Origin of the sequence: Marisediminitalea alba, assembly GCF_002993365.1 — a bacterium.
GTDB classification, from domain to species: domain Bacteria; phylum Pseudomonadota; class Gammaproteobacteria; order Enterobacterales; family Alteromonadaceae; genus Alteromonas; species Alteromonas alba.
This window is the reverse complement of record NZ_PVNP01000198.1, coordinates 19,763-42,407: the sequence shown is the minus strand read 5'-3', so window position 1 is coordinate 42,407 and position 22,645 is coordinate 19,763. Positions and strand designations below refer to the sequence as shown.

The following is a 22,645-nucleotide window of genomic DNA, read 5'->3' as shown; positions in this document are numbered from 1 at the left end:
GCCTTCGCGGGGTTTTTTTATTGCTGTGAAATAGTGCTAGTATGAACACATCGTACCTGCAGGAGTTGTTTCGTGAGTAGAGCACCGGGCGCCATCGTGTCAGTTTTTGAGCGTTTACAGCAGTCCTATGTGCTGGGCAAAACCAAAACCTATGCCTGGCGAAAAGCGCAACTGGAAGCCTTGCAGCGCATGCTCAGCGAAAACGAAGCGGCGTTTGTTGAGGCCCTCAATGCGGATCTGGGTAAAAGTGAGGCAGAAGCCTTTACTACCGAAATTGGTTTTCTGCTGAGTGATATACAGCACACTAAAAAACACCTGCGTCAATGGATGAAAGCTCGTAAGGTCGGCACACCGTTGGTGGCACAACCGGCCCGCAGCTCTCTGCAACCGGAGCCACTTGGTACTGTGTTGATCATCGGTGCGTGGAATTACCCGGTACAGCTCACGCTCGCCCCCTATGTTGCAGCACTGGCCGCAGGCAACTGTGCGCTTCTCAAACCCTCTGAACTGGCACCGGCCAGTTCTGCTCTGATGGCCAGCCTTATCCCTAAGTATCTGGATAGCGACGCCGTGGCGGTGGTCGAGGGCGATAAGGACGTGGCCAGTGAATTACTCTCGTTGCCCTTTGACCATATCTTTTATACTGGCGGTGAAGCTGTGGGTAAAATTGTTATGACTGCAGCGGCTCAAAACCTAACGCCTGTTACTCTTGAGCTGGGAGGCAAAAGCCCGTGTGTGGTAGACGCCAATACTGATATCGCCACCACCGCGCGCCGAATCGTATGGGGAAAGTGGACCAACGCCGGCCAAACTTGTATTGCGCCTGATTATGTATTGGTTGAGCGCAGCTGTGCCGACGCGCTTATCGACAAACTTGGTAAGGAAATCACCCGTCAGTTTAGCAATCAACCATTGCAAAGCAAGGATTATGGGCGCATTGTTAATGAGCGTCATCTAACGCGTTTAAAGCAATACATCGAAGGGCATGAGATAGTAATCGGTGGCCAGCTCGATGAAGCACAAATGAAACTGGCACCCACGGTGATTTTAAATCCGGATATCGACACACCGGTTATGCAGGAAGAAATTTTCGGGCCGGTTTTGCCGGTTATTGAAGTCAGCAGCGTCAGCGAAGCTATCGATTTTATTAAGCGTCGCCACAAGCCGCTGGCGGCGTATTTATTCAGCGAGTCACAGAGTATTCAGCAGCAATTTGCAGATGAGGTCAGTGCCGGTAGTGTGTGTATCAATGACACCATGATGTTTATGGCAAACCCGCAACTGCCCTTTGGCGGAGTAGGCAATAGCGGCATGGGCCGCTACCATGGCAAATTTGGCTTTGATACTTTCAGTCATCTCAAAAGCGTAATGAAACGCAGTTTCTGGTTTGATGTCGCTATTCGTTATGCGCCCTCAAGTGCCCGTAAGCGCTTTTTACTTAAAAAATTACTGTAGTTTAACGTTCATTAACGACGAAGGAGCCGTATCGCCATGCCTCAACCTTTTCATTTAGCCATTCCGGTAGACAACCTGGAGAAAGCCCGCGAATTTTATGGCGAGTTACTTGGCTGCAAACAGGGGCGCAGCGATACGCAGTGGATAGACTGGGATTTAGCCGGCCATCAGTTAGTAACGCATCTGGTGAAGGCCATGCCCTCCGCGCCTGAATATAATGCCGTGGATGGTCACAGTGTGCCGGTCCCGCATTTTGGTGTGGTACTAACCATGGAGGAGTGGCAGGCCCTGGCCGATAAGCTCACTGCCGCTAGTATGGAATTTGTCATTAAGCCCTACGTACGTTTTAAGGGCCTGGCCGGTGAACAGGCCACCATGTTCTTTATGGATCCGGCGGGCAACGCCTTGGAGTTCAAGGCATTTGCCGATATTAACCAATTGTTTGCGACAGATTAAACTTAGTTGGTCGGAGCTTGCCCTATAATGCGAACTGATTGTTTATTATGGCGATTTGTAATAATTTAATAATGTAACCGTGGCACAAATAGAGATGCTACGTCATTGAGTTGCTTAGCTCCTCAGGTAAAGACAGATAAATTAACTCTGCAGTAGTCAACGCAACAAGCGTTGTGCTGAACCTATAACAACAATAAAAACCGACAGGATTTATCGTGATTGAAGATGTAGTTGCCCAGGCTGGCAAAGGGTTTTTCAGGGGAATTGGTTTTCTTATTGCGGAGCTGCTGTTCTGGCGGTTGTGCTACATCGTTGGCTGGCCGGCTTGTAAAATCCTCACCCTTGGTCAGTACCCCAGAAGAGTTGAACGCGAGCGAGCCATTTTTCGTCAGGAAAAAGCGCATACCGGTTTTACCTGCGCGGCTAGCGGCTTAATCGTCCTGCTTGTTTTAGCGGTTATTTACTCAGGATACTGGCCCTCCAGCTTCCCGGGCTTTACTTCTGAATAGCCTGAAGCCGCTGGCCCCAGGCTATTTTCGATTTTTTATTTCCAGTCCTAAACCACCTACTTCAGTAGGTGGTTATCATTCTAGGTAGGGCTTGGCCCATATATAAAAGTCAGAAAAGAAAGTTGTATATAGATTGTTGTCGGAGTCGCCGACAGCGACCAGAGGGTGTTGTGCGACACCCTCTGGACTCCCCGCAGCCCTTATCAGTGAAAAGCGTCATCGTCCCTGGCAGAACAAACTAGACCGTCAATGACGGCACATCCCTGTGCCGCATTGACTGAATCCTCATCCATGATGATTCTTCCAGTTTGTTATGTCTGCCAGTGACAATGACAACACTGAAGAAGGGCACAATTGTTGTTCTTTCTTCGATTTGAGCCCCGTTTTAGGGGATTAACGCAAAGCCACCTTCTTTAGAAGGTGGATTATTTATTTTACTGACTGCACTACCGCTTTACCCCGTCCGCGAGCTTCGGAAGCGGCTGATAGTTTGCCGTTTTGTTGCATGATCAGGTGCAGATCCCCAAAGTTACTTTCTTTTATGTTGTAGCCCATGTCTTGCAGCGTATTCAGTGTAGCCGGGTCAAACCCTTCATGTACGCGGATTTGATCCTCTGGCCATAACTGGTGATGGAAACGAGGCAGGTTTACTGCTTCTTCTGCACTTAAATCGTATAGCAGGGTGTTGAGAATCGACAGCGTCACTGAGGAAATAATCGTGGTGCCACCGGGTGAGCCGGTCACCAGCTTAACCTGTCCGTCCTCGAGCACAATAGTGGGGGTCATGGATGAAAGCATCCGCTTATATGGCTCAATAGCGTTAGCTTCTCCGCCAATTGCGCCGAAAAAATTTGGCACACCGGGTTTGGCGCTGAAGTCATCCATTTCGTCATTTAACAAAAAGCCCGCGCCTGCAGCCACCACCCCAGCACCAAAGCTCAGGTTTATGGTTGTGGTATTGGCTACCGCATTGCCCCATTGATCAACAATAGAGAAATGGGTGGTATCCTCACTTTCGTGGAGTCCGGGTTTGATTTGTGGGGTAGCTGAAATGGCGGTCAGGTTAATTTCCCGCGCTCGCTTGGCGATATAGTCCGGCGCGATTAACTGCGGTTGAGGCACGGCAAAAAAGTCCGGGTCGCCAAGGTATTCTGCGCGGTCGGCAAATACTCGTTTTCCGGCTTCACTCACCAGATGCAGATAAGGCGCTGAGTTATGCGCAGGTAATATATTTGTTCTGGTCACGTTGTCGACCATGCCGAGCCATTGGGCCACCGCGATACCGCCAGAACTTGGCGGCGGGGCAGTGACAACCTGATAGCCGCGCCAGTCAAAATTAATCGGTGTGCGCCACTGAGCATGATAACGGGTTAAGTCTTCATGGCTGATTAAACCACCATTGGCCTGCATGTAGCTAACAATATGATCGGCTGTTTCGCCTTCATAAAAACCGGCCGGCCCGTTATCCCGGATGCGGCTTAAGGTGGCCGCCAGCTCAGGTTGTTTAAATAACACGCCTGCTGTGGCGGCTTCGCCAAAGTAGTTGGCAAAGTTGGTTTTAAGGCCGCGTTTTTCAATACGCTTAATGTAGCGACTCACCCGGCCTGCCAGTTTCTCCGGGACTTCAAAGCCCTCACTGGCATAGGTTATGGCTGGCTGAACCAGGCGTTGCCAGGGTAACTTACCGTATTTTTGATGAGCAGCCCACATACCGGCAACGGTGCCGGGTATACCTGAGGCCTTAGCCCCAAACAATGAGTCGGTAGGGTGTACATCGCCGTTGTCATCGAGATACATGTCACGGGAAGCGTCAGCAGGTGCCATTTCCCGGTAATCAAGGAAATCGGCACTGCTATCCATGTAAATGGTCATAAACCCGCCGCCGCCAATATTGCCAGCTTCGGGGTAAGTTACCGCCAGAACAAATTGCGCCGCGATGGCTGCGTCTACCGCATTTCCGCCGTCCTGCATGACATCGAGTGCAACCCGGGCCGCGAATTTATCGGGCATGGCCACCGCATACTCGGCTGTGCTGGCCGGTGTAGTGGTGACCTGTTCGGAGGACGAACAAGCGGTGAGAGAAATGATTAAGGCACTTATTAACAGATATCGCATGAAACTAACCCACCATGATTAAACTGGTTATGACATAAAGGATTAAGGTTAATGCACCGCCGGTTAAGGCATAGGGCATTTGTGTGCGCACGTGCTCAAGCAGGTCGCATCCTGAGGCAATCGACGAAACCGCGGTGGTATCGGAGATAGGTGAGCAGTGATCGCCAAATACGCCGCCGCCCAGAATGGCCCCAATAACCAGCGACGGAGGCAGGCCAAGCTGCTGGATGAGCGGCACGCCAATGGGGATAAGAATGGCAAAAGTGCCCCAGGAAGTACCAGTGGTAAACGACATAATGCCGCCAGCTAAGAACAGCATGGGAACAATCAGAAATAATGGTAAGTACTCACCAACTATACCCGCAACAAACAGACCGGTACCCAGCACCTTTAAACTGCTACCAAGAGTTAACGATAGTAATACGATGGTAACTAAAGGCAACAATTCGCCCATGCCTTTAAAGCCGACATCTACCGCTTCGTGATGGCTAAAGCGTTTGGAAAATACCAGCATAAGGTAAGCCACAGCAGTGGCCAGAATGGTGGCATACAGTACTGACTTACTACCGCTGCCCTGAGAGAGTACGCCATTGCCGGTCCACAGCATAAAGCCAACCATGCTCACTACCATGGTTAAAATAGGGATAACCATATAGCCGGGTTTGGTGGCGGCTGCGGCAGAAAGCTGCGGTTGATTGCTCTGTAACTGTTGTTCCGCTTTGGCCATGGGGCCGTGTACTTTGTCGGCAAACACGGTGTAGGCGGCGATGAGCAGAGCGATGATGGCGTAGAAGTTAAAGAATACCGAGCCCCACAAGATACTGGCCGATGAGGCGGGCAGTTCATAAGTATCGAGCATGCCAAGGACAAACGCGCCCCAGCCATTGAGCAAAATAAGAATACAAATTGGTGCACTGGTGCTGTCGATAAGATACGCAAGGCGCGCGCGGCTCATACCAAACTTATCAAATAAGCCGCGGGCAAAAATACCGGCGGTGAGCACACTGAGGTTAGATTCAATGAAAACAACGATACCGGTGAGCATGGTGAGCCCGCCTACCTGGCGACGACTCTTAGCGACCCCGCGTTTAGTCAGCCAGTCTACCGTTGCGGTAACGCCGCCTGAGTCACGAATATACGCCAGCAGTGCGCCTACCAAAACGCTGAATAATAAAATGCGGGTATTACCGGCGCTGGTGGCTACGTCTACCACCCGTTCGACGGAAGTTATCGGTGCCAGCAACAGGCTGTCTGTACCAGCGGTGAGGAGGATCAGTGCCTCAGCACTGAGAACCGCCATCAGCAATGCCATAATGACCTCTTTCTTCCAGAAAACGATCACAATGGCGATGACAGGTGGAATGATGGAAACCCAATCCATACGAATGAACCCTTGTTGTTTTTATGTCGTTATTTTAATTGGCCTGTTTGTTCAGAATTGCTTCGTAGACCAGTGAAACGATGCTGCCGTAGCGGCCGGTTTCAAATTGCTTACCGGTAAATTGCAGCTTTTCTTCGTCTTCTTCCACAATGGGCGAATGGCGCGCGTTGGTCAAGAGGATGACGGCCAAATCAAGGGCTGGGTCGATAACTGTAGCCGTGCCTGTCCAACCGGTATGGCCAAATGCCAGATCGCTGGCATAAGGGCCGAAGTGCCAGCGGTTGGTACCATTAGCCGCCCGGCGCCAGCCGAGCCCATAGTGCCAGAAGCGATTATCCGGTTTGGTGAAGGCATTGATTATATTGCTGTCGAACACATGTGTTTCGCCGTAGCCACCGCCGTTTAACAGCATTTGTGCCATTACGGCCAGTTCATCGGCGGTGGAGAACAGCCCGGCATGACCAGACACACCCTGCATGGCATAAAAGGCTTTTTCGTCGTGAACTTCTCCCTGCAGGGTATATTCACGGATATTCGGGAACGTTATCCGGCCATCGCGGGTATTCCCGCGTAGCTCCGTGGCGGCAAATTCGCCCTTGTGGTGACCTTTCTGCAGCGGGTTGAACAACGTGTTTTTGAGCCCCAGCGGCTGATACAGCCACTCTTCGCAATACCGGTCCAGGGGCATGCCAGTAATACGCTCCACAATCAGACCAAGCAGCATAAAATTAATATCACTGTAAGAGGCGTTAAGCCCGTTACTGACTTCAAAGGGCGCCTGGGTGATCAGCAGCTCGCTGGTGCGCTGGCGGGACTGGGAATAAAAGCGTTTGCCCAGCGGGTTTTCCGGGTCGTAAAAAGCAATGCTTGGCGAGTAGCCGGACTGATGTGACAGCAGATCGCTGACCCGTCTTGCCTCACGACCTGCGCCCTGATATTCCGGCAGGTAATGTTTAATGGGCTGCGTTACATCGAGCTGACCGGTCTCCACCAGATGCATCAGTGCCAGCGTGGTGGCAAACATCTTGGTGTTAGAGGCCAGGTCAAAAATGGTGTCGGTACGCATTGGCTGCGGGCTGGCCAGCGGTAGCCCGTTTTCGTCGTAGCGCTTCTGGTAACCATAGGCAGTACGTTTAATAATTTCGCCGTCTTTGACTATCAGTAACACCGCCCCCGGAAAGCCTTCAGCTACTTCCTGATGGATCAGCTCGTCTACTGCGGTAAAGCGGTTCTGGTAGGCCTGAGTGTTGTCTTTTAATTCAGGGTAGGGCACCTGTATATGCAACTGCGCTTCGGCGGGTTCTATATTGCTCACAGCCAGGGTATTGATGCCGGTTCGGGTGCGGCGGGCCAGAGAATAACGATAGGTATTGTCGGCGGCAAACTCGTCATCCAGCGATAATACTTCGCCGTTAACCGACACCGTCGCCGAAGCTGGCAGGTTGCTCTCAATAATCAGCTCGCCGCGACCGGCATAGCTCTTAAACGCGAAGCGGTCTTTAACAAAGGCGCGCTTGGATGGCCTGAGGTCTGGCAACACCGCGTCTACCTGACCGCGCCGAACGCCTGGTAACTCACTTTCTGCGGTGGCAATAGCCAGCTCACGCTCTTTTTCATAACGGCTCAGCAGCGCGTCTTTTTGCTCGGGAAAATACTTATCGAGTAAGGCAAACACGGCGGCCGTGGTACGGCTGTCAGGCTCGCCACTGACATGCCAGGGCAGAAAATGCATCTGAAACGCAGAAATAGCATTAAGAGTACTGGTATCGGCGATACCGGTTTCGATTACACCATAACCATAGGCGCGCAGTGCACTTTGCAGCAAACCAATACTGGCTGGCTGTTCGTTAAAGGTTTTCCAGTAGTCGGCCAGTGTTTCATTGTCGTACCAGGCGCCAACGCCAGCCTGATATAACTCAAACCATGGAAAGCGCGGGCCGGGATCGTTCTTGCGGTCGAAAGCGATATCCGAATGACCGACTACCGCAGTGGGCTCGATATCCGGGTGTCTGGCAATGATGTCTTTTACCAGCTCAATAACGACTTCGATTTGGGCCGGGTCGTAATCCGGGAAAAAACATAAGCGGTTTGAGCCATGTTCGGCCAGTGAGGGAGCCATATCGCCGTCGCGCTCACATTCCGGCACATTAACTATCTCGATCCCAATGGAGTGGTCATTTAAGCCGGTACGCCCCTGCCAGTAACTTCTGCCGGCATGCCAGGCACGCATATTTTCGTCCACTAACCGGATTATTCTGGGCTTGCCGCCGGGATCGCTCGGATCATTGGATTCAGGTATAAGGTAGTGGGAGCTTAAACCGCCTTCATCAACCAGCGCCGTGACTGAGCGGGCATAGTCAATTGCCGTGAAGTGCAACACCAGTGATTTGACCCGCTCGCCATAATTGGCCGACGGCATTTCAATTACCCGTCGACTGCTACAGCTAATTAAAAGCAGTGCACATAGTGTCCATAACAAAACACCGCGAAAACTTCGGCTGGTCACAGCAATTCCTCTACTCTTTGGTTCATTTGTTGGCCGGGCGTTTGCCTGAGGCACAGACGCTTACATTACTCAAACTACCATACTCGAAAGGCTTGTGCATAATAAAATATTCCTATTGTGTGGTGTGGAATTGAGCGCTTTTTGGCAACTGTTAATTGTTGGTTAAGCGCTTTTATACAGGCATCTTCGTGTGTTTTTGTTTGCGACTCTGGTTGATAGTGGTAAGCCTTAATGGCTTTGATAAACAAAGATTCAAAATGTCAGGGTGGAATAATTTATTTTTTGTGGTCGCTGGGGTAAGCTTGGTTATCGACGTTGATGCATTTGGAAAGGGCCCTGATAGTGATGCGTACTAAAGCCGTACTGGTGAGTTTGCTTGTAATGTTAACCGTAGGCTGCTCCGGCGGGCAGGACACCGAGTTTATGCTGGGCCAGAAGCTGATGCTGGACATGCGCTATTACTGCGCCGATGGTACACCAGCCGAAAGTTGCAAAACACCGGTTACCACCTTGCTTCCTGAGTTTGCCGAAATTATTCGTCAGGGCCGGATTGGCGGGGTGATCCTGTTCGCTGAAAACCTCGACAACAGCCAGCAGATTATCGAGCTCAACTATGCCATTCAGCAACTTGCCAAAGAGGAAGGTTTACCGCCTCTGTTTATTGCCATCGATCAGGAAGGGGGCCGGGTTGCGCGGTTGCCGGATGAAGTGGCAACCCGTTATGTTGGCAATATGGCAATTGGTGCAACCTACCCGCTGTATAACACCACCTTCGCAGAACGGGTAAATAAAGGCATTGCTAAAAGCATTGGTCAGCTTGGGTTTAACGTAAATTTCGCGCCGACTGTGGATGTTAATGTCAATGCTGATAATCCGGTTATTAACGTCAGGTCCTACGGTGAAGACCCACAAATGGTGGCAGAGCTTGGCGCTGCGGCCGTGGCCGCGCTACAGAGCGAAAATATTCTCAGCGCCCTGAAGCATTTCCCCGGTCATGGCGATACTCATACCGACAGTCATACCGGTCTGCCTCGGGTTGATCACGATCTGGCCACCGTAGAAGCGGTTGATTTACTGCCGTTTCGCTATGCCATTGAGCAGGGGCAGGCTCCGGCAATGATAATGACTGCGCACATTCAGTACCCATTGCTTGATGACACCCGTTTTAAGGCACTCGACGGTGAGGAAACCCTGGTACCAGCCACCCTCTCGCACAAGATTCTCACCGGTATACTGCGCAATAAAATGGGCTACCAAGGCATTATTGTGACCGATGCGCTGGATATGGCTGGTATTGCACACTATGTGGACCATAAGAACGCTGTAATAAAACCCTTTAATGCCGGGGCGGATATCGCATTGATGCCTTATGCGGTGCGTAATCCACAAAGTATCAGTCGTTTTTGGGAGCTCTATAAGCAGTGGGTACAGGCCATGAGTAGCGGCGAAATTGACCGCCAGCAAACCCAGTTGTCGGTTAAGCGTATTTTGCAGGCCAAACAGCAATTTGAGCTTGATGAGTTTACCCGCAAGCCGCTGGCCCAGCGGATCCAAAGCGCTGTCGACACGCTGCCCGGTGAAGACAACCAGCGCACCGAGATGGCGCTGGCCAGCGCCGCCTTAACCCAGGTTTATAATCGTGGTGTGTTGCCACTCAGAGGGAGTCGCTTTTACGTGGTAATGCCCGACGAGGCACGTTGCATGGCGATGACAACAGCTTTATTAAAGCTTCAGCCAGGTTTGCAACTCACCTGCGATGCGTTAACCGCCATTGATCCTGATAAAGCCTTGCCCGACCTGACTGATTCCGATGCTGTGATTGTGGGCGATATTACGCCCCAACACAGCCTTGCTGAAATGGGCGGCATGGCAGACCTGAGCGTCTGGCGTAACCGACCGGATAAAAACACTCAGGAAGCGTGGGTAAGACGGCTGTTAGTCAGCGCCGGTGAACAATCGGTTAATGCGGTATTCATTGCGCTGAGAGCGCCCTATATTATTTCGGATTATCGTCACCTTGCCGGCGCCGCCGTGGCTACCTTCGGTTATAACGTCACCGTAACCGGTGCAGAAGAGGAAGGTACAGTTCGGGCTCATGGTGCGGTCTTTACCGCGCTGGCAGAAGGCTTACTCGGGCGGTCGCCGATGCCGGGTAAGTCGCCTGTCACCATCGACGAGTAAGACCAATTATGCAGCGCATTAGTGCTCTGGATGCCTTGCGGGGGCTGGCCATCATCGCCATGGTGCTGGTTAATAATCCGGGCTCATGGCAGGCTATTTACGCGCCGCTAAAACATGCTGACTGGCATGGTCTGACCCCAACCGATGTTATCTTCCCGGGCTTCATCTTTGTGATGGGCGTTACTATTGCAATCCACTTACCGCGGGAGCTAACCCGCCTGAACAGTACGATGGCTGTAGTCAGAAACACTACCCGCCGTGCAATCACTCTAATTCTACTGGGCTGGGGGTTGTATCTGTGTTGGTACAACACCGGTAGCCCCGGCTATAACTGGGTTGAAGAGCGCCTGCTGTCGCTGCGTTTTGCCGGCGTATTACCCCGGCTCGGCGTCGTATACTGGCTCACCGTGATGCTCATCCTCGCCGTATCCTGGCGCTGGGTTGGCTTGCTGGCTGCCGTATTGCTGGCGGGATACTGGGGCGCCATGGAGTGGATCCCCTATGCTGACGTCGGCGGCGGGATTTATCAGGGCCGCTGGGAATTTGGTAACAGCCTTGCCGCTTATCTTGATCATCATCTGCTCGGGGCCAATCATGTCTATTATTCCGCTGCGACCCCATTTGCTTTTGACCCAGAGGGGATCCTGTCAACCCTGCCTGCGGTAGTGACTTGCCTGACCGGTGTCTGGGTCGGGCGTTACGTTCTGGTACAACACGGCTGCCCGAATAAACTGATGATGCTGGCTCTGGCGGGCATTTGTGCCGGCTATGGCATGGCAGTCATCAACCCTATAAATAAAGCGCTCTGGTCGCCCACTTTTGTGCTGGTAACCAGCGGTATACTAACCATCCTTTTTTGGCTAAGTATCCTGTACGAACGTAAGGCTGGCCCTTTGCCCAAAGGGCATCCGCTATTAGTTGCCGGCACCAATAGCATCGCCTTTTTCATGTTATCTGGTATTCTCGCCCGGGTACTGCTTATTATTAAAGTTGACGGTGTTTCTCTGAAAGGTCATGCCTGGCGATTTATGCAAGCGCTCCCTCTGCCTGCAGAAATGGCTTCGCTATTGTTAGCATCAGTTTTTCTGATAATCTGCTATTACCCAATTAAGCTTATGTATAATAATGGTTTTTTCTGGCGGATTTAAACGCTGGTAAGTCCACATCCGGGTAGATCCGGTGCAATAATCATCTTATACCAATCCGCATAGAAGTTTACCCTCTCAGAGTGATCCCTGAGGGCTAGACGAAAACGACTTAGATCACGACGCGTTCTCTGCGGCATAGTTATTCTATGTCCAGAGGGCGCAACACAGATGTAAGTCGTTTTGGCCACTCCCTTTGGGCAATTCCCTGAGGGCGAGCTGGCAGGCTTTCTGGCGTTGTTACGCTTGCTTGATTTGGAACCACCAAACCTGTGCAACCAAGCCTAGCCAGAAAGCCTGACAGTCTTGCTGAGTGGGCAAACTTCTATGTGGATTGGTATTACACCGTTAACGCAAACACAGGGAAAGACGTTGCGCGACTTGTTAATCTTTATATTGGCGGTTTGTCTGTATGCGGTGGGCTTTATGGCCCGCAGTGAAGAGCCTTTCGATCTGGCCGTTACGGTTGACTGGAAGCCTTACTTGTATATCAATCAACAGGGCGAGCCCGATGGCGAAGATTTACGTTTACTGCGCCGCACGCTGAAGCGGCTCGGCTATGAGCTGAATGCGCAGCGGCTACCGGAAAAGCGTCTGGCGCTGGAGCTTAAACAGGGCGAAGTTGACGTGATCCTTGGCGCTGCCTATACGAAGGCCCGCGAAGCCCATAACTTCTACTCAATGCCCTATCGTAAGGAAACCATCGTATTTGGCTTCAGGTTTTCCCGTAATCCCTATTTCAGTGACGTCAATGTCAGCTCTTTGCTGCAACAAAATTATCTGGTCGCAGTCAATAAAAGTGGCTGGTTTGGCGAAGACTTCCAGCGTAAGGCGCTCGATGCTCACGATCGCTACCTGATCCACGCGGAAGGGACGATGCGGCGCATGCAGCTGTTGAAAATGGGGCGCGTGGATGCGGTGGTTGGCGATCAGAAAGTACTTGAAGCTGCTGCACAGCAGCTGGGTATTGACGACTTCAAGGTGTCCAAACAGGTGATACATGAAACCCGGGTGCACTTTCTATTTAGCCGCAACCGGGTAGATAAGGCGTTTATGCAGCGCTTTAATCAGGCGCTGGTTGCCGAGCTGACCCGGCAGACCTTTTAGAGATTAATCATTTTGCCGTTTAACACGGCCCGTTGTTTGCCCTCGCTATCCTGCATTATCCAGAAAGCGTCTGCACCGGGATATAAGGTGGAATAGGCGGGCGGCTCAGGCAAACATAACACCGGCAAGCCGCTGAGATTATCAAGCAGCGAACTATCACCGGTAAAAACACTGAAGCCCTGTTTAAGTAGCGCCAGGTAATCAGTCTCTGTTAGCACCATAGGGCCGTCGAGTTGATAGGCTTTTACCGGCAGTATGGTGGTCTGGTAGGCGCTGATATTGGTAAAGCCGGCCTGACCCGACAGGTCGCCGATATGTTTTACCGTAGCGCGGCCCTGCTTATCTCTATTCACACTGATATCCGCCACGTAATCATGGCTGGCGCAGCGCTGCGCAACACGGGAAAATTTAATATCGACCAGGCCATCTTCAACATTATCGGGAATGCGGTAATAGTCGGCCAGGGATTTTTGCTGATACAAATTACCTAATAAAGCCTCCAACGCACTGTGCAAGCCAATGACATTCATCTTTCTGGCCACCTGACGGTGGGGGTCGTTAGGGTGTGCTCCGGATTCAATCAGAATCGTGCTGGCCCCGGTACCGGCGATGTTGTCACCAAACGAGCGTAGCGAATAGGTATCGTCATAGCGACCGATATGGCAGGGCAGCCAGTGGCTAAGGGTATCTGCCATACAGGCAATCAGTTGTTTAGCCCGCAGACGCGGCGCATCAACATGTTTATCCGGGTGAAAAGCCGGCGCAAGAAAAGCAATGGTTGCCGGGTAACCCGTCGGGCCCGCCGAGTAATATGGGTTTTGGTCGTGCAGGTTAAAGGCCACATCCGGTTTAAGCGTTTGCACTTGTTGCCACAACAATCTGCCTTCCGGGGTTTGCAGCTGCTTGGCATCACGATTGATGTCTATGCCTTGCTCATTGACCCGCGTATCACGCTCTGCGCCATCCGGATTCAGCATCGGGATGATGTGCAGAGTGACCAGCGACGTCCAGTCACTGCCCAATGCCAGTGAGTTGCTGGTGGAATTAAGATGTAGCAGTTTCAGCCAGTCGAGCACCGCAGCAGTAGCCGTCGGCTCGTCGCCGTGCATTTGGGTCCAGGCCAGGATAATTAGCGGACCACTGCCCATACTTAGTCGCTCAATGGATTTGCCGGTGCAGCTGTAGCCAATAGTCTCCCGGGTGATCGACGGATAGTCCGCAATCTCATCGAGCACCGGTTGAATATCCGCGTGGCGCAGATGAGATTTATCCAGTGCGCTAAAATGATGAGAATCCCAGAGGCTGGCAATAGCCTGTGCAGGCGCGTGGGGATGGGCAGCTTTCATAAATTACGGTAACCTTACAAACAGTTAAACGCGTAGCGCGCCGAAAACTCTATTTAAAGAGATTTTGATATTCTTATCAACTGGTTTATATTTGAATAAAAAATTCTTTCGTTATTTTTGTTGTTGGTTTCTTTGCTTAGTAACCGACGCCGACAACCAGGAACACGCGCATGTCAGCTTTTGTTAAAATCAAAGCAATAAAGCATTCATTGTCGAGCAGTGAATCAAAATTGGCGACCTTTACGCTGGATTCACCCAACGCGGTGCGGGACCTGTCTTCTCAGGAACTGGCCAATGTGGTGGGCGTGAGTCAGTCCAGTGTGGTGAAGTTCGCGCAAAAGCTGGGTTACAAGGGGTACCCGGCGTTTAAACTGGCAGTGATTGATGCGCTTAACCGGGAAACCCCCAACACACAGCTACATGGCAAAATCACCCTCAATGACGGTTTTGAGCAAATGGCTGACAAGCTGCTAAGCAGTAAGATTAGTGTGCTTAATGAAACCCGTAACCTCAACGAACTGGTTGAGTTTGAAAAGGCGGTAGAGATCATTAAAAACGCCAAACGCATTCTGATTTGCGGGGTAGGCGGCTCAGCGCTGGTGAGCAAAGACTTTTCATTCAAATTGCAAAAGCTGGGCATGATGGCAATTGCCGAAGCCGACGGACACGTTCAATTAGCGCTGGCTGCTACGTTTAACGAAAGTGATGTGGTGGTGGCGATTTCTGAATCCGGCGCTACCCGGGAGATTGTAAATGTGGTCAATCAGGCTAAGGACAATCACGCTAAGGTCATCTCCATTACCAAATATGGCACTACGCCGGTATCTGAGCCGGCTGATGTGCAGCTTTACTCAGTGGCCGAGGAAGCGTCGGCACGGCTGTCCTCAATCTTGGCCAGAACCGCTCAGGAACTGATTATCGACATGCTGTTTATTGCACTGACCCAGGCATCACGGCCTGGCCGCAAATTGCTGGAGAAAACCAACGAGATTGTTTCCCAGTTCCGACGTGGTGGTTCGGGGACTCAGGGTAGCTGACGCCCGGCTAATTATTGCGGGTAAAGTAAGTACGGCTGGCGCTGCGCTTTAAAGGCATTCAATCCTGGTTGCCAGGTTGCACGAATGGCGGTAGGGTCGAGCCCTTCGCTCAGCTGTTTGCGCAGCTTGTCTGTACCACTTAACAGGTCGAAAAAGTCAGGACGGTCGATGAAGGTCTGCTCACGTTCCTCAAACTGCTGATACACCGCGTAAAGCAATTCAATGTTAAAGCCCTCAATGACGCTGTCGCGTAAATCACGGCCAAATAATAATTCGCCTTTAAGCTTCGGGTTCGGCGCACTTTCCGGCATGGATTGCGGAGTAAAAGTAAAGTCGCCAAGAGTTACTTCGTTATGACCAATAACCTGAAACGGCCAGGCGGTGCCTCTGCCAACGCTAACAACGGTGGCTTCGAATAAGCAAAGCGACGGATAGAGGCGGATGGCCGTGCTGTTGGGCAAATTCGGGCTGGGGGCTACCGGTAATTCATAGTCAACCGTTTTGCTATACCCGGCAACCGGGATAACCGTGAGGCTCAGCTCTTCTGCCTGATTTATCCAGGCTTCGCCTTTTATCATTGTTGCCAGCTCGCCCACAGTCAGCCCATGTAGCAGCGGCAGCGGATCCAGGCTGACAAAGGAGGTAAATTCGGCTTCGCGCAGGGGCCCGTCTACATAGCGCCCGTTGGGATTGGGGCGGTCCAGCACAATAACCTCAATGCCTTGTTCGGCTGCAGCTTCAAGAACATAGTGCAGGGTACTGATGTAGGTGTAAAAGCGCGCGCCGACATCCTGAATATCAAACACCAGCAGGTCGATGTCGTTGAGCATTGCCTGGTCTGGCTTTTTATATTTACCATACAGCGAACGGATCGGCAGGCCCGTTTTCGGATCTATGCCATCGGTGACTTTCTCGCCAGCGCCTAATTTGCCTCGAAAACCATGTTCGGGCGCGAATACCGCCTGCACTGCCACATTGCGGCTCACCAAGAAATCCACCAGATGGGTTTGTTCTACCCGGCTGGTCTGGTTAACTACCAGTCCTACCTTTTTGCCTGCCAGCAGCGGTAAGTAACGCTCTGGCTGCTTAGCGCCAACCTGTAATGTTGCACTTTGTGTTGTTGCCGAGATCAGCAACAGCAGAATAATGGCCAGAAATCGCGTCATGACTAGGAGTGAGATTGCACGGCACGGCGTAAAAAGCCACCGTTGTCGGCCAGTTGTGCTTCTGCTTCGGTGGCGCTCTGGCCCGTGAGGATCATCAGAATAGCCAGTTTTGCTCGGTTATTGGCGGCCTGTAATGCTGTATCGGCTTGTTCTTCGCTACAGTCGGTAGCCTGCATAACAATGCGCGTGGCGCGGGCTTTTAACTTCTGGTTGGTGGCGTTTACGTCTACCATCAGGTTTTCGTAGGTCTTACCTAACCGGATCATGCTGGCCGTACTGAGCATATTAAGAATAAGCTTTTGTGCCGTGCCTGATTTCATGCGGGTTGAGCCGGTAATGCACTCAGCACCTACCACGGCACAAATGCCAATGGCGGCTACATGCATCATGGGTGACTCCGGGTTACAGGTAACAGAAATGGTGGCAGCGTTGAGCGAGTTTGCATACTTCATTGCTTCAATCACGTAAGGCGTGCGGCCGCTGGCCGATAAACCAACCAGTACGTCATTGGCACAAAAGTTAATGGCTTTTAAATCTTCCACACCCATAACGGTGTCGTCTTCGGCGCCTTCCACGGCGTTCTTAATGGCCTGATCGCCGCCGGCGATGATTCCGATGACCATGGATTCCGGTACGCTGAAGGTGGGCCGGCATTCTACTGCATCCAGAATACCCAGACGGCCGCTGGTTCCGGCGCCCATGTAAATCAGTCTGCCGCCAGCCTGTAAGCTTGGCACTATGGCGTCCACGGCTTTGGCGATGTGAGGGATAGTTTTACGTACAGCATCGGCCACCCCGGCATCTTCCTGATTGATTTTTTCCAGAATCTCGATGGTCGGCAGCACATCAATATCCATCGTGTGAGGGTTACGGCCCTCAGAAATAATTCTGTTCAGTTGTTCAAGCAATGTTGCTGACTGTTTATTTGTCATGTGCATAGTTAACTGCCGGCCTTAAGGTTAGCCATCGTCCCGGTTAAACGTGTTATTCCATTCATTTTGCTTCCGCCTTCTTCTCGGGCATGTATTCAGGCTGGTGGCCTGCAGCACATACCAGCGTGGCCACCAGTGTTCCAATCACCAGTTGCCAGGTGAAACCCAGACTCAGTTGCCAGGCTTCAGGTAAATACCAGCTCATCACATAAGGTTGTAGCAGCAAGGGGATAATAAAACCACACAATAATGCTGCTGTGACAGAGGCAGGGCTGCCTCGCTGAGTAAATAGTGTAATAAAGTATACGCCAAGTAAGCCACTGTAGGAAAAAACCATCACGCCCAGTGCAAACTGTAATAATGGCGTATCTGAATACTGTTGCCAGTAATAGCATAAACACGCCATGGACGCTAACGCCAATGCTACTAACGCCATGGCAACCCGGCCGGCGTTGACAAAATGATGTTCACTGCGCTGCTGCCCCCGTTTGCGTTGCCAGGGGCGGTATAAGTCCTGAATGAGTACACTCGACATGGAATTTAACCCGGAGTTCAGTGTGGATAGCGCGGCAGCGAGGATACCTATGGTTACCAGCCCTTTTAAACCAGCGGGTAAGTCGGTGAGTACATAATACATAAATATTGTTACCGGTTCGCCGGCAAACTGTGGTACCGGCGCACCGGCGTTGCTGGCCATTAAATCTGGTTGCTGATAATAGATATACAGTAGTAGGCCTATCACGATAAACAGTAACATTACCGGGATTACCATAACTACCGACCACAGCATCGCTTTGGCCCCTTCTTGCGCATTGCGGCAGGTCAGCACTCGCTGGGTCATATCCTGATCCAGACCAAAGGCGGCGATATTCAGTAATACAAAGCCGGTAAATACCGAAGTCAGGGTAAACACGCCGGAAGGCGAAAAATCGATGCGGCTGTCGAACAGGGTGAGTTTGGAGGGCTCACCGGCACCGGGGTTTTGTAACACGTCGAGGATTGCCGGTACATCCGCAGGGATAGCAATCAGCAGTGCTATTATTACCGCAACGGCGGCGCCGATGTAGGTAAACGCCTGCATGACATCACTGTAGATAACTGTACGGATACCCCCGTAAATACTGTATATCAGCCCGATTACACTGATTAGCAGTGTGGCGGTGATTACACTACTGGCAGCAATGTTGCCATACAGGATCATTGCGACAGCGAGTGCGGCCATGTAGAGTCTTGCCCCACTGGCAAAGATGCGACCAAACAGATACATCAGTCCGGCCTGTTGTTTGGCGCCGGCACCAAAGCGGGTTTCCAGTAATTCGTAAACGGTAAACACTTTTAGCTGGTAAAAGCGTGGAATGAGCACTCTGGCTACAAAGAAAGCGGCAATAAAGGCGCCGAGGTTGGTTGCCAGATAGGTCAGGTTACCGCGATACCCCTGATCCGGGCCGCCTAAAAACGTGGCGGCAGACTGAGATGTTGCCAGTACCGACATGGCAACCATCCACACCGGCATTGCCTGACCACCTAAAAAGTAGTCACTGGTGTTTTGCGCACGGCGATTAAAGTACCAGCCAGATACCAACAACAGCAGCCCGTAAAAGGCAAACAGCAATAAGTCTGGCAGGGTGTAATTGGCTAGCATTTATTCTCGTTCTCACCGTTTGAAAGCTGGGTTATCATGGAGCTGTGTAACCAATAACCATCGATATCGACACCAGTTTGTCAGAGTTGGTGTGAATTTAGAATATATTATTCTGCGCCATTTTCAAATTAAGAATTTATTAATTTATGAGCAAGGTGTATCGTACAGGATATACCCAATGAAATCCGCAACCTGAGAGTCAGTCGTTTGAGCAGAGCAACCCGCGCCATCATTAACCCGGATGCTATTCGCAATAACTTCCGCCGGCTGAGTCCTGGCCGGGATTGTGTGGCTATTGCGGTGATTAAAGCCGACGCGTATGGGCACGGCGCGGTAACGGTAGCTAAAGCGCTGGCTGAGCAGTGTGATTGTTTTGCCATTGCTATTTGCGATGAAGCGGCAGCACTCAGAGAGGCGGGAATTAACCAGCCGTTATTGGTACTTGAAGGGCCTCATGATGCTGATGATTGCCGTGCCGCCAAAGCCGGTAATCTCATCTTGTTGGTACATAACCAGCAACAGTTAGCCTGGCTGGACGAACTTGAACAGTCACAACGGCCCGAAGTCTGGCTCAAGGTTGATACCGGCATGCACCGGTTAGGCTTTAACGCCGACGATATTGCAAAGGTACTGAGCAGCTACGACTGGCTGCAACAACAGCAGCCGGTGCTGGTTTCTCATTTTGCCTGTGCAGATGATCCGGACAACCCGAATAATGCCGCCCAGCTGCAACAATTTTTAGCACTAACAGGGTCACTGGCTCTACCTGGCTGTATGGCTAACTCTGCGGCGACTTTATGTAATCCGCCGAGTCAGGCCGATTGGTGTCGGTTGGGAATTGGCCTGTATGGTGCCAGTCCGGTGACAGGTCACCCTGCCGCTGAATACGGCCTCACACCGGCGATGACGCTGATCGCGCAAATCATTGCATTGCATAATGTAAAACAAGGTGAAACTGTGGGCTACAGCCAGACCTGGACAGCGCCGCGGGACAGCGTCATCGCCACAGTCGGAATTGGTTATGCCGACGGTTACCCCCGCCACTGCCCGAATGGTACACCAGTAGTTGTGAGGGGGCAGCGAGGACAGTTGGTGGGCCGGGTTTCCATGGATATGATTACCATTGATGTTACCCACATCGAAGCGGTAGCTCTGGGTGACGATGTGGAACTGTGGGGAGCGCAATTACCCGTGGATGAGGTGGCCGACTGGGCCGGTACCATTAGTTATGAATTGATCACCCGTGTCTCGGCCAGAGTACCAAGAGTAACTGGTTAACATGGGAAATGGATAATTGGATAGTTCACAAATAGTTTGGGCAGGTGTGATAGCCAGTGGCTGTGCCAGTCTGGGCACCGCGGCTGGTAGCCTCGGGGTCTTTCTAATCAGGCAGCTGTCACGCCGGCTGGAAGATGCCCTGCTCAGCCTGGCAGCGGGCATTATGCTGGCCGCCACTTTCTTTTCGTTGTTACTGCCGTCGTTGGAATATAGCAGTACCTTGTACGGTGGCGAGATGGCAGGCGGTATGGTGGCCGCAACGGGCCTGCTGACTGGCGCGTTTTTACTGTTTTTTATCCACCAGACAGTGCCCCATGAGCATTTTGTTACCGGGCGTGAAGGGGCGTCGAAAACCAAATTAGCCAGGATTTGGCTGTTTGTGCTGGCCATCACCCTGCACAACTTTCCGGAGGGGCTTGCCGTTGGCGTTGGCTTTGGCGGTGGTGAAATGGCAAATGGCCTGTCGCTGGCACTGGGCATCGGCTTGCAAAATATCCCCGAGGGCCTGGCGGTATCAGTAGCATTATTATCGGTGGGATTTACTCCGGCCAGAGCGTCACTGATAGGTATTGGCAGTGGCGTGGTTGAGCCTCTCGGGGGGCTTGTAGGCGCTGTTGCTGTATCCGGCGCTGAAGCGTTTATGCCATGGGCGCTGGCATTTGCTGCTGGCGCCATGTTGTTTATCATTTCTGATGAAATCATTCCGGAGACCCACCAGAATGGTAATCAGAACATAGCCACGTTCAGCCTGCTTATTGGCTTTGTGGTAATGATGTTGTTGGATGTTTTACTGGGGTAATGGAAATGACACAAAACCTGAAATACGGCGAATACTGGGTAGGCGTAGACGGCGGCGGCACCAAGTGCCGGGCTGAGCTGTTTAACGAATTCGGTGAGTCGTTAGGACAGGGAGTTGGCGGGCCTGCCAATATTGCCAGGCATGGGCAGCTGGCGTTGTCGTCGATACTGACTGCGGTAAAGGATGCCGTGACTGATGCCGGGCTGAAGTTTAGTGACATCAGCAGTGAGCTGGTAGTCAGTGCAGGCCTTGCCGGTGCTTACCTGGAATCCTCCACAGCGCTGCTGGAACAATGGCAACATCCCTTTGCTGAACTGGTTTTCTCTTCCGATCTGCATACTGCTTTACTTGGTGCTCATGGTGGCGAGGATGGTGTTGTGATGATTACCGGTACCGGCTCCTGTGCTGCGGTGCTGCAAAATAGCAAAGTAACGCAGTATGGCGGCTATGGTTTTCAGCTTGGTGATCAGGCCAGCGGTGCCTGGCTCGGCCAGATGGCAGCCAGACAAGCGTTGCTGGTGGCCGATGAACTTGGCCATGACAGTCTGTTATGGCAGGAAGTGAGTCAGTTCTATAATTGTTCAACCCCGTCCGGATTGGTTGAGCGGCTGAACAACGCCTTACCTGGTGAATTTGCCCGCTTTGCGCCCCGGTTGTTTGAACTGGCCAAAGACGATGCGGCGGCAGCGGCGATTGTTAAAGAAGGCGCGGGTTATTTAAATGAGCTGGCTAACCGGGCGCTTATAAACAGCAATATGAATCTGGTGTTCAGCGGTGGCCTGGCCACCGCATGGCGGCCTTATCTGGCAAAGTCTGTTGCTGCGCGCATCAAACCCGCCCTGCACGGACCGGAATGGGGCGCAGTCTACCTGGCTCAGCAGCAGCTTACTTCAGTGGATACCAGCGTTTAGCCGTTTTGCGGGTGCAGATGCTCCACTTCATCATCTGCCTGAGACTTTTTTACGGCGGGCAGGGTATAACGCTCCGGTCGGTGATTCAGTGAAATCACCATGTTCAGACAAAACGCCGCCAGAATAGAGATTAGCACCAGATGCGCGTCGATAAACACAAACGACAAACTCAGAATGCAGGTATCGGCCACCAACTGGAATGAACCGGCGCGAATATCAAACTGGCTTTGCAGGTAATAAGCCAGGATCCCAAGTCCACCAAGGCTAGAGCTGTGACGAAACATGATGAGCATGCCCACGCCAATTAATATGCCGCCGAATACTGCCGCGAAAAAGGGATCAACCCGTGAAATATCAACAAAATGGGGGACCCACTCCGAAAACAGCGACACGGTAGTAACGGAAATAAACGTATTGATCATAAAGCGTTTGCTGATATGTCGCCACGCCAGATAATAAAACGGTAAGTTGATCAGGAAGAATAACAAGCCAAACTCAAGCGGTGTTGCATAAGTCGCCAGCAGGGCAAGACCCGCGGCGCCACCCACCATGAGCTCCTGAGACTGAAACAGGAAAATACCAAACGCCACAAACAAACCGGCGCATAGCAGAGCAAAAACATCTTCAAAAACACTGTGTGATGCATTTTTCATAATAATAAACTGGATTTCTGTCGTTC

The 22,645-nt window shown here is 51.8% G+C and carries 18 protein-coding genes; 10 read left to right on the top strand and 8 right to left on the bottom strand.

What is annotated here, in order from left to right:
* Positions 1-72: 72 nt before the first annotated feature.
* The 3 genes from C6Y40_RS19910 (at position 73) to C6Y40_RS19900 (ending at position 2,420) form a co-directional block, all read left to right on the top strand.
* Positions 73-1,455 carry an aldehyde dehydrogenase family protein gene (locus tag C6Y40_RS19910; protein ID WP_105936150.1) on the top strand — a complete coding sequence of 461 codons (1,383 nt, stop codon included), beginning with the start codon at positions 73-75 and terminating at the stop codon, positions 1,453-1,455.
* Between the two features lie 36 nt (positions 1,456-1,491).
* A complete protein-coding gene (locus C6Y40_RS19905; RefSeq protein ID WP_105936149.1) occupies positions 1,492-1,911 on the top strand; it encodes a VOC family protein in 420 nt (139 codons plus the stop codon).
* A gap of 215 nt (positions 1,912-2,126) precedes the next feature.
* On the top strand, positions 2,127-2,420 hold the full coding sequence (locus tag C6Y40_RS19900) for a hypothetical protein (RefSeq protein WP_105936148.1): 294 nt from the start codon (positions 2,127-2,129) through the stop codon (positions 2,418-2,420).
* Between the two features lie 429 nt (positions 2,421-2,849).
* Here the strand turns inward: C6Y40_RS19900 and ggt are convergent, their stop codons facing one another.
* Genes ggt through pbp4b form a run of 3 tightly spaced genes read right to left on the bottom strand, consistent with a single transcriptional unit; the run spans position 2,850 to position 8,422 of the window.
* The gene (gene ggt / locus C6Y40_RS19895) at positions 2,850-4,535 is read right to left on the bottom strand and encodes a gamma-glutamyltransferase (protein WP_105936147.1); all 1,686 of its coding nucleotides are present in this window, start codon (positions 4,533-4,535) and stop codon (positions 2,850-2,852) included.
* Positions 4,536-4,539: 4 nt separating this feature from the next.
* Positions 4,540-5,916, bottom strand: a complete 1,377-nt coding sequence (locus C6Y40_RS19890) for a Na+/H+ antiporter NhaC family protein (protein ID WP_105936146.1) — start codon at positions 5,914-5,916, stop codon at positions 4,540-4,542.
* Positions 5,917-5,950: 34 nt separating this feature from the next.
* Positions 5,951-8,422, bottom strand: a complete 2,472-nt coding sequence (gene pbp4b, locus C6Y40_RS19885) for a penicillin binding protein PBP4B (RefSeq protein WP_240622033.1) — start codon at positions 8,420-8,422, stop codon at positions 5,951-5,953.
* 345 nt (positions 8,423-8,767) lie between these two features.
* On the opposite strand from pbp4b, the gene C6Y40_RS19880 reads away from it, so the two are divergent.
* The 3 genes from C6Y40_RS19880 to C6Y40_RS19870 all read left to right on the top strand — a co-directional run bounded on the left by C6Y40_RS19880 (position 8,768) and on the right by C6Y40_RS19870 (position 12,855).
* Positions 8,768-10,603: a glycoside hydrolase family 3 protein gene (locus C6Y40_RS19880; RefSeq protein WP_240622040.1), complete on the top strand. Its 1,836-nt coding sequence runs from the start codon at positions 8,768-8,770 to the stop codon at positions 10,601-10,603.
* 8 nt (positions 10,604-10,611) lie between these two features.
* A complete protein-coding gene (locus C6Y40_RS19875) occupies positions 10,612-11,751 on the top strand; it encodes an acyltransferase family protein (RefSeq protein WP_105936143.1) in 1,140 nt (379 codons plus the stop codon).
* A gap of 324 nt (positions 11,752-12,075) precedes the next feature.
* Positions 12,076-12,855: a substrate-binding periplasmic protein gene (locus C6Y40_RS19870; RefSeq protein WP_105936142.1), complete on the top strand. Its 780-nt coding sequence runs from the start codon at positions 12,076-12,078 to the stop codon at positions 12,853-12,855.
* Here the strand turns inward: C6Y40_RS19870 and C6Y40_RS19865 are convergent.
* Positions 12,852-14,201 (bottom strand): M14 family zinc carboxypeptidase, encoded by a 1,350-nt coding sequence (locus C6Y40_RS19865; protein WP_105936141.1) that lies wholly within the window; start codon positions 14,199-14,201, stop codon positions 12,852-12,854. The two genes, C6Y40_RS19870 and C6Y40_RS19865, sit on opposite strands and share 4 nt — an antisense overlap.
* A gap of 170 nt (positions 14,202-14,371) precedes the next feature.
* Here C6Y40_RS19865 and C6Y40_RS19860 point away from each other — a divergent pair, with 170 nt between their 5' ends.
* On the top strand, positions 14,372-15,238 hold the full coding sequence (locus C6Y40_RS19860) for a MurR/RpiR family transcriptional regulator (protein WP_105936140.1): 867 nt from the start codon (positions 14,372-14,374) through the stop codon (positions 15,236-15,238).
* A gap of 11 nt (positions 15,239-15,249) precedes the next feature.
* Here C6Y40_RS19860 and C6Y40_RS19855 read toward each other — a convergent pair whose 3' ends face one another.
* From C6Y40_RS19855 to C6Y40_RS19845, 3 genes are all read right to left on the bottom strand, one after another.
* The gene (locus tag C6Y40_RS19855; RefSeq protein WP_105936139.1) at positions 15,250-16,404 is read right to left on the bottom strand and encodes an exo-beta-N-acetylmuramidase NamZ family protein; all 1,155 of its coding nucleotides are present in this window, start codon (positions 16,402-16,404) and stop codon (positions 15,250-15,252) included.
* Between the two features lie 2 nt (positions 16,405-16,406).
* The gene (gene murQ / locus C6Y40_RS19850; protein WP_105936242.1) at positions 16,407-17,336 is read right to left on the bottom strand and encodes an N-acetylmuramic acid 6-phosphate etherase; all 930 of its coding nucleotides are present in this window, start codon (positions 17,334-17,336) and stop codon (positions 16,407-16,409) included.
* A 61-nt stretch (positions 17,337-17,397) separates the two neighbouring features.
* Positions 17,398-18,978, bottom strand: a complete 1,581-nt coding sequence (locus C6Y40_RS19845) for a sodium:solute symporter (RefSeq protein ID WP_105936138.1) — start codon at positions 18,976-18,978, stop codon at positions 17,398-17,400.
* Positions 18,979-19,185: 207 nt separating this feature from the next.
* Between C6Y40_RS19845 and alr the strand changes: the two genes are divergently transcribed.
* Genes alr through C6Y40_RS19830 form a run of 3 tightly spaced genes read left to right on the top strand, consistent with a single transcriptional unit; the run spans position 19,186 to position 21,966 of the window.
* On the top strand, positions 19,186-20,256 hold the full coding sequence (alr, locus tag C6Y40_RS19840) for an alanine racemase (protein ID WP_105936137.1): 1,071 nt from the start codon (positions 19,186-19,188) through the stop codon (positions 20,254-20,256).
* 16 nt (positions 20,257-20,272) lie between these two features.
* Positions 20,273-21,055 carry a ZIP family metal transporter gene (locus tag C6Y40_RS19835; RefSeq protein ID WP_105936136.1) on the top strand — a complete coding sequence of 261 codons (783 nt, stop codon included), beginning with the start codon at positions 20,273-20,275 and terminating at the stop codon, positions 21,053-21,055.
* 5 nt (positions 21,056-21,060) lie between these two features.
* Positions 21,061-21,966, top strand: a complete 906-nt coding sequence (locus C6Y40_RS19830; RefSeq protein ID WP_170308544.1) for a glucosamine kinase nucleotide-binding domain-containing protein — start codon at positions 21,061-21,063, stop codon at positions 21,964-21,966.
* Here C6Y40_RS19830 and C6Y40_RS19825 read toward each other — a convergent pair.
* Entirely contained in the window at positions 21,963-22,619 is a 657-nt protein-coding gene (locus tag C6Y40_RS19825) for a YitT family protein (RefSeq protein ID WP_105936134.1), read from the bottom strand. The genes C6Y40_RS19830 and C6Y40_RS19825 overlap by 4 nt on opposite strands.
* Positions 22,620-22,645 lie beyond the last annotated feature (26 nt).

Excerpts from the sequence above, each read along its gene's own strand:
- C6Y40_RS19875 (WP_105936143.1), top strand. The coding sequence starts at position 10,612 with ATGCAGCGCATTAGTGCTCTGGATGCCTTGCGGGGGCTGGCCATCATC.
- murQ (WP_105936242.1), bottom strand. The coding sequence starts at position 17,336 with ATGACAAATAAACAGTCAGCAACATTGCTTGAACAACTGAACAGAATT.
- C6Y40_RS19830 (WP_170308544.1), top strand. The coding sequence starts at position 21,061 with ATGACACAAAACCTGAAATACGGCGAATACTGGGTAGGCGTAGACGGC.
- C6Y40_RS19845 (WP_105936138.1), bottom strand. The coding sequence starts at position 18,978 with ATGCTAGCCAATTACACCCTGCCAGACTTATTGCTGTTTGCCTTTTAC.
- ggt (WP_105936147.1), bottom strand. The coding sequence starts at position 4,535 with ATGCGATATCTGTTAATAAGTGCCTTAATCATTTCTCTCACCGCTTGT.
- C6Y40_RS19860 (WP_105936140.1), top strand. The coding sequence starts at position 14,372 with ATGTCAGCTTTTGTTAAAATCAAAGCAATAAAGCATTCATTGTCGAGC.
- C6Y40_RS19880 (WP_240622040.1), top strand. The coding sequence starts at position 8,768 with ATGCGTACTAAAGCCGTACTGGTGAGTTTGCTTGTAATGTTAACCGTA.
- C6Y40_RS19865 (WP_105936141.1), bottom strand. The coding sequence starts at position 14,201 with ATGAAAGCTGCCCATCCCCACGCGCCTGCACAGGCTATTGCCAGCCTC.
- C6Y40_RS19890 (WP_105936146.1), bottom strand. The coding sequence starts at position 5,916 with ATGGATTGGGTTTCCATCATTCCACCTGTCATCGCCATTGTGATCGTT.
- C6Y40_RS19905 (WP_105936149.1), top strand. The coding sequence starts at position 1,492 with ATGCCTCAACCTTTTCATTTAGCCATTCCGGTAGACAACCTGGAGAAA.
- C6Y40_RS19870 (WP_105936142.1), top strand. The coding sequence starts at position 12,076 with ATGTGGATTGGTATTACACCGTTAACGCAAACACAGGGAAAGACGTTG.
- C6Y40_RS19825 (WP_105936134.1), bottom strand. The coding sequence starts at position 22,619 with ATGAAAAATGCATCACACAGTGTTTTTGAAGATGTTTTTGCTCTGCTA.
- C6Y40_RS19855 (WP_105936139.1), bottom strand. The coding sequence starts at position 16,404 with ATGACGCGATTTCTGGCCATTATTCTGCTGTTGCTGATCTCGGCAACA.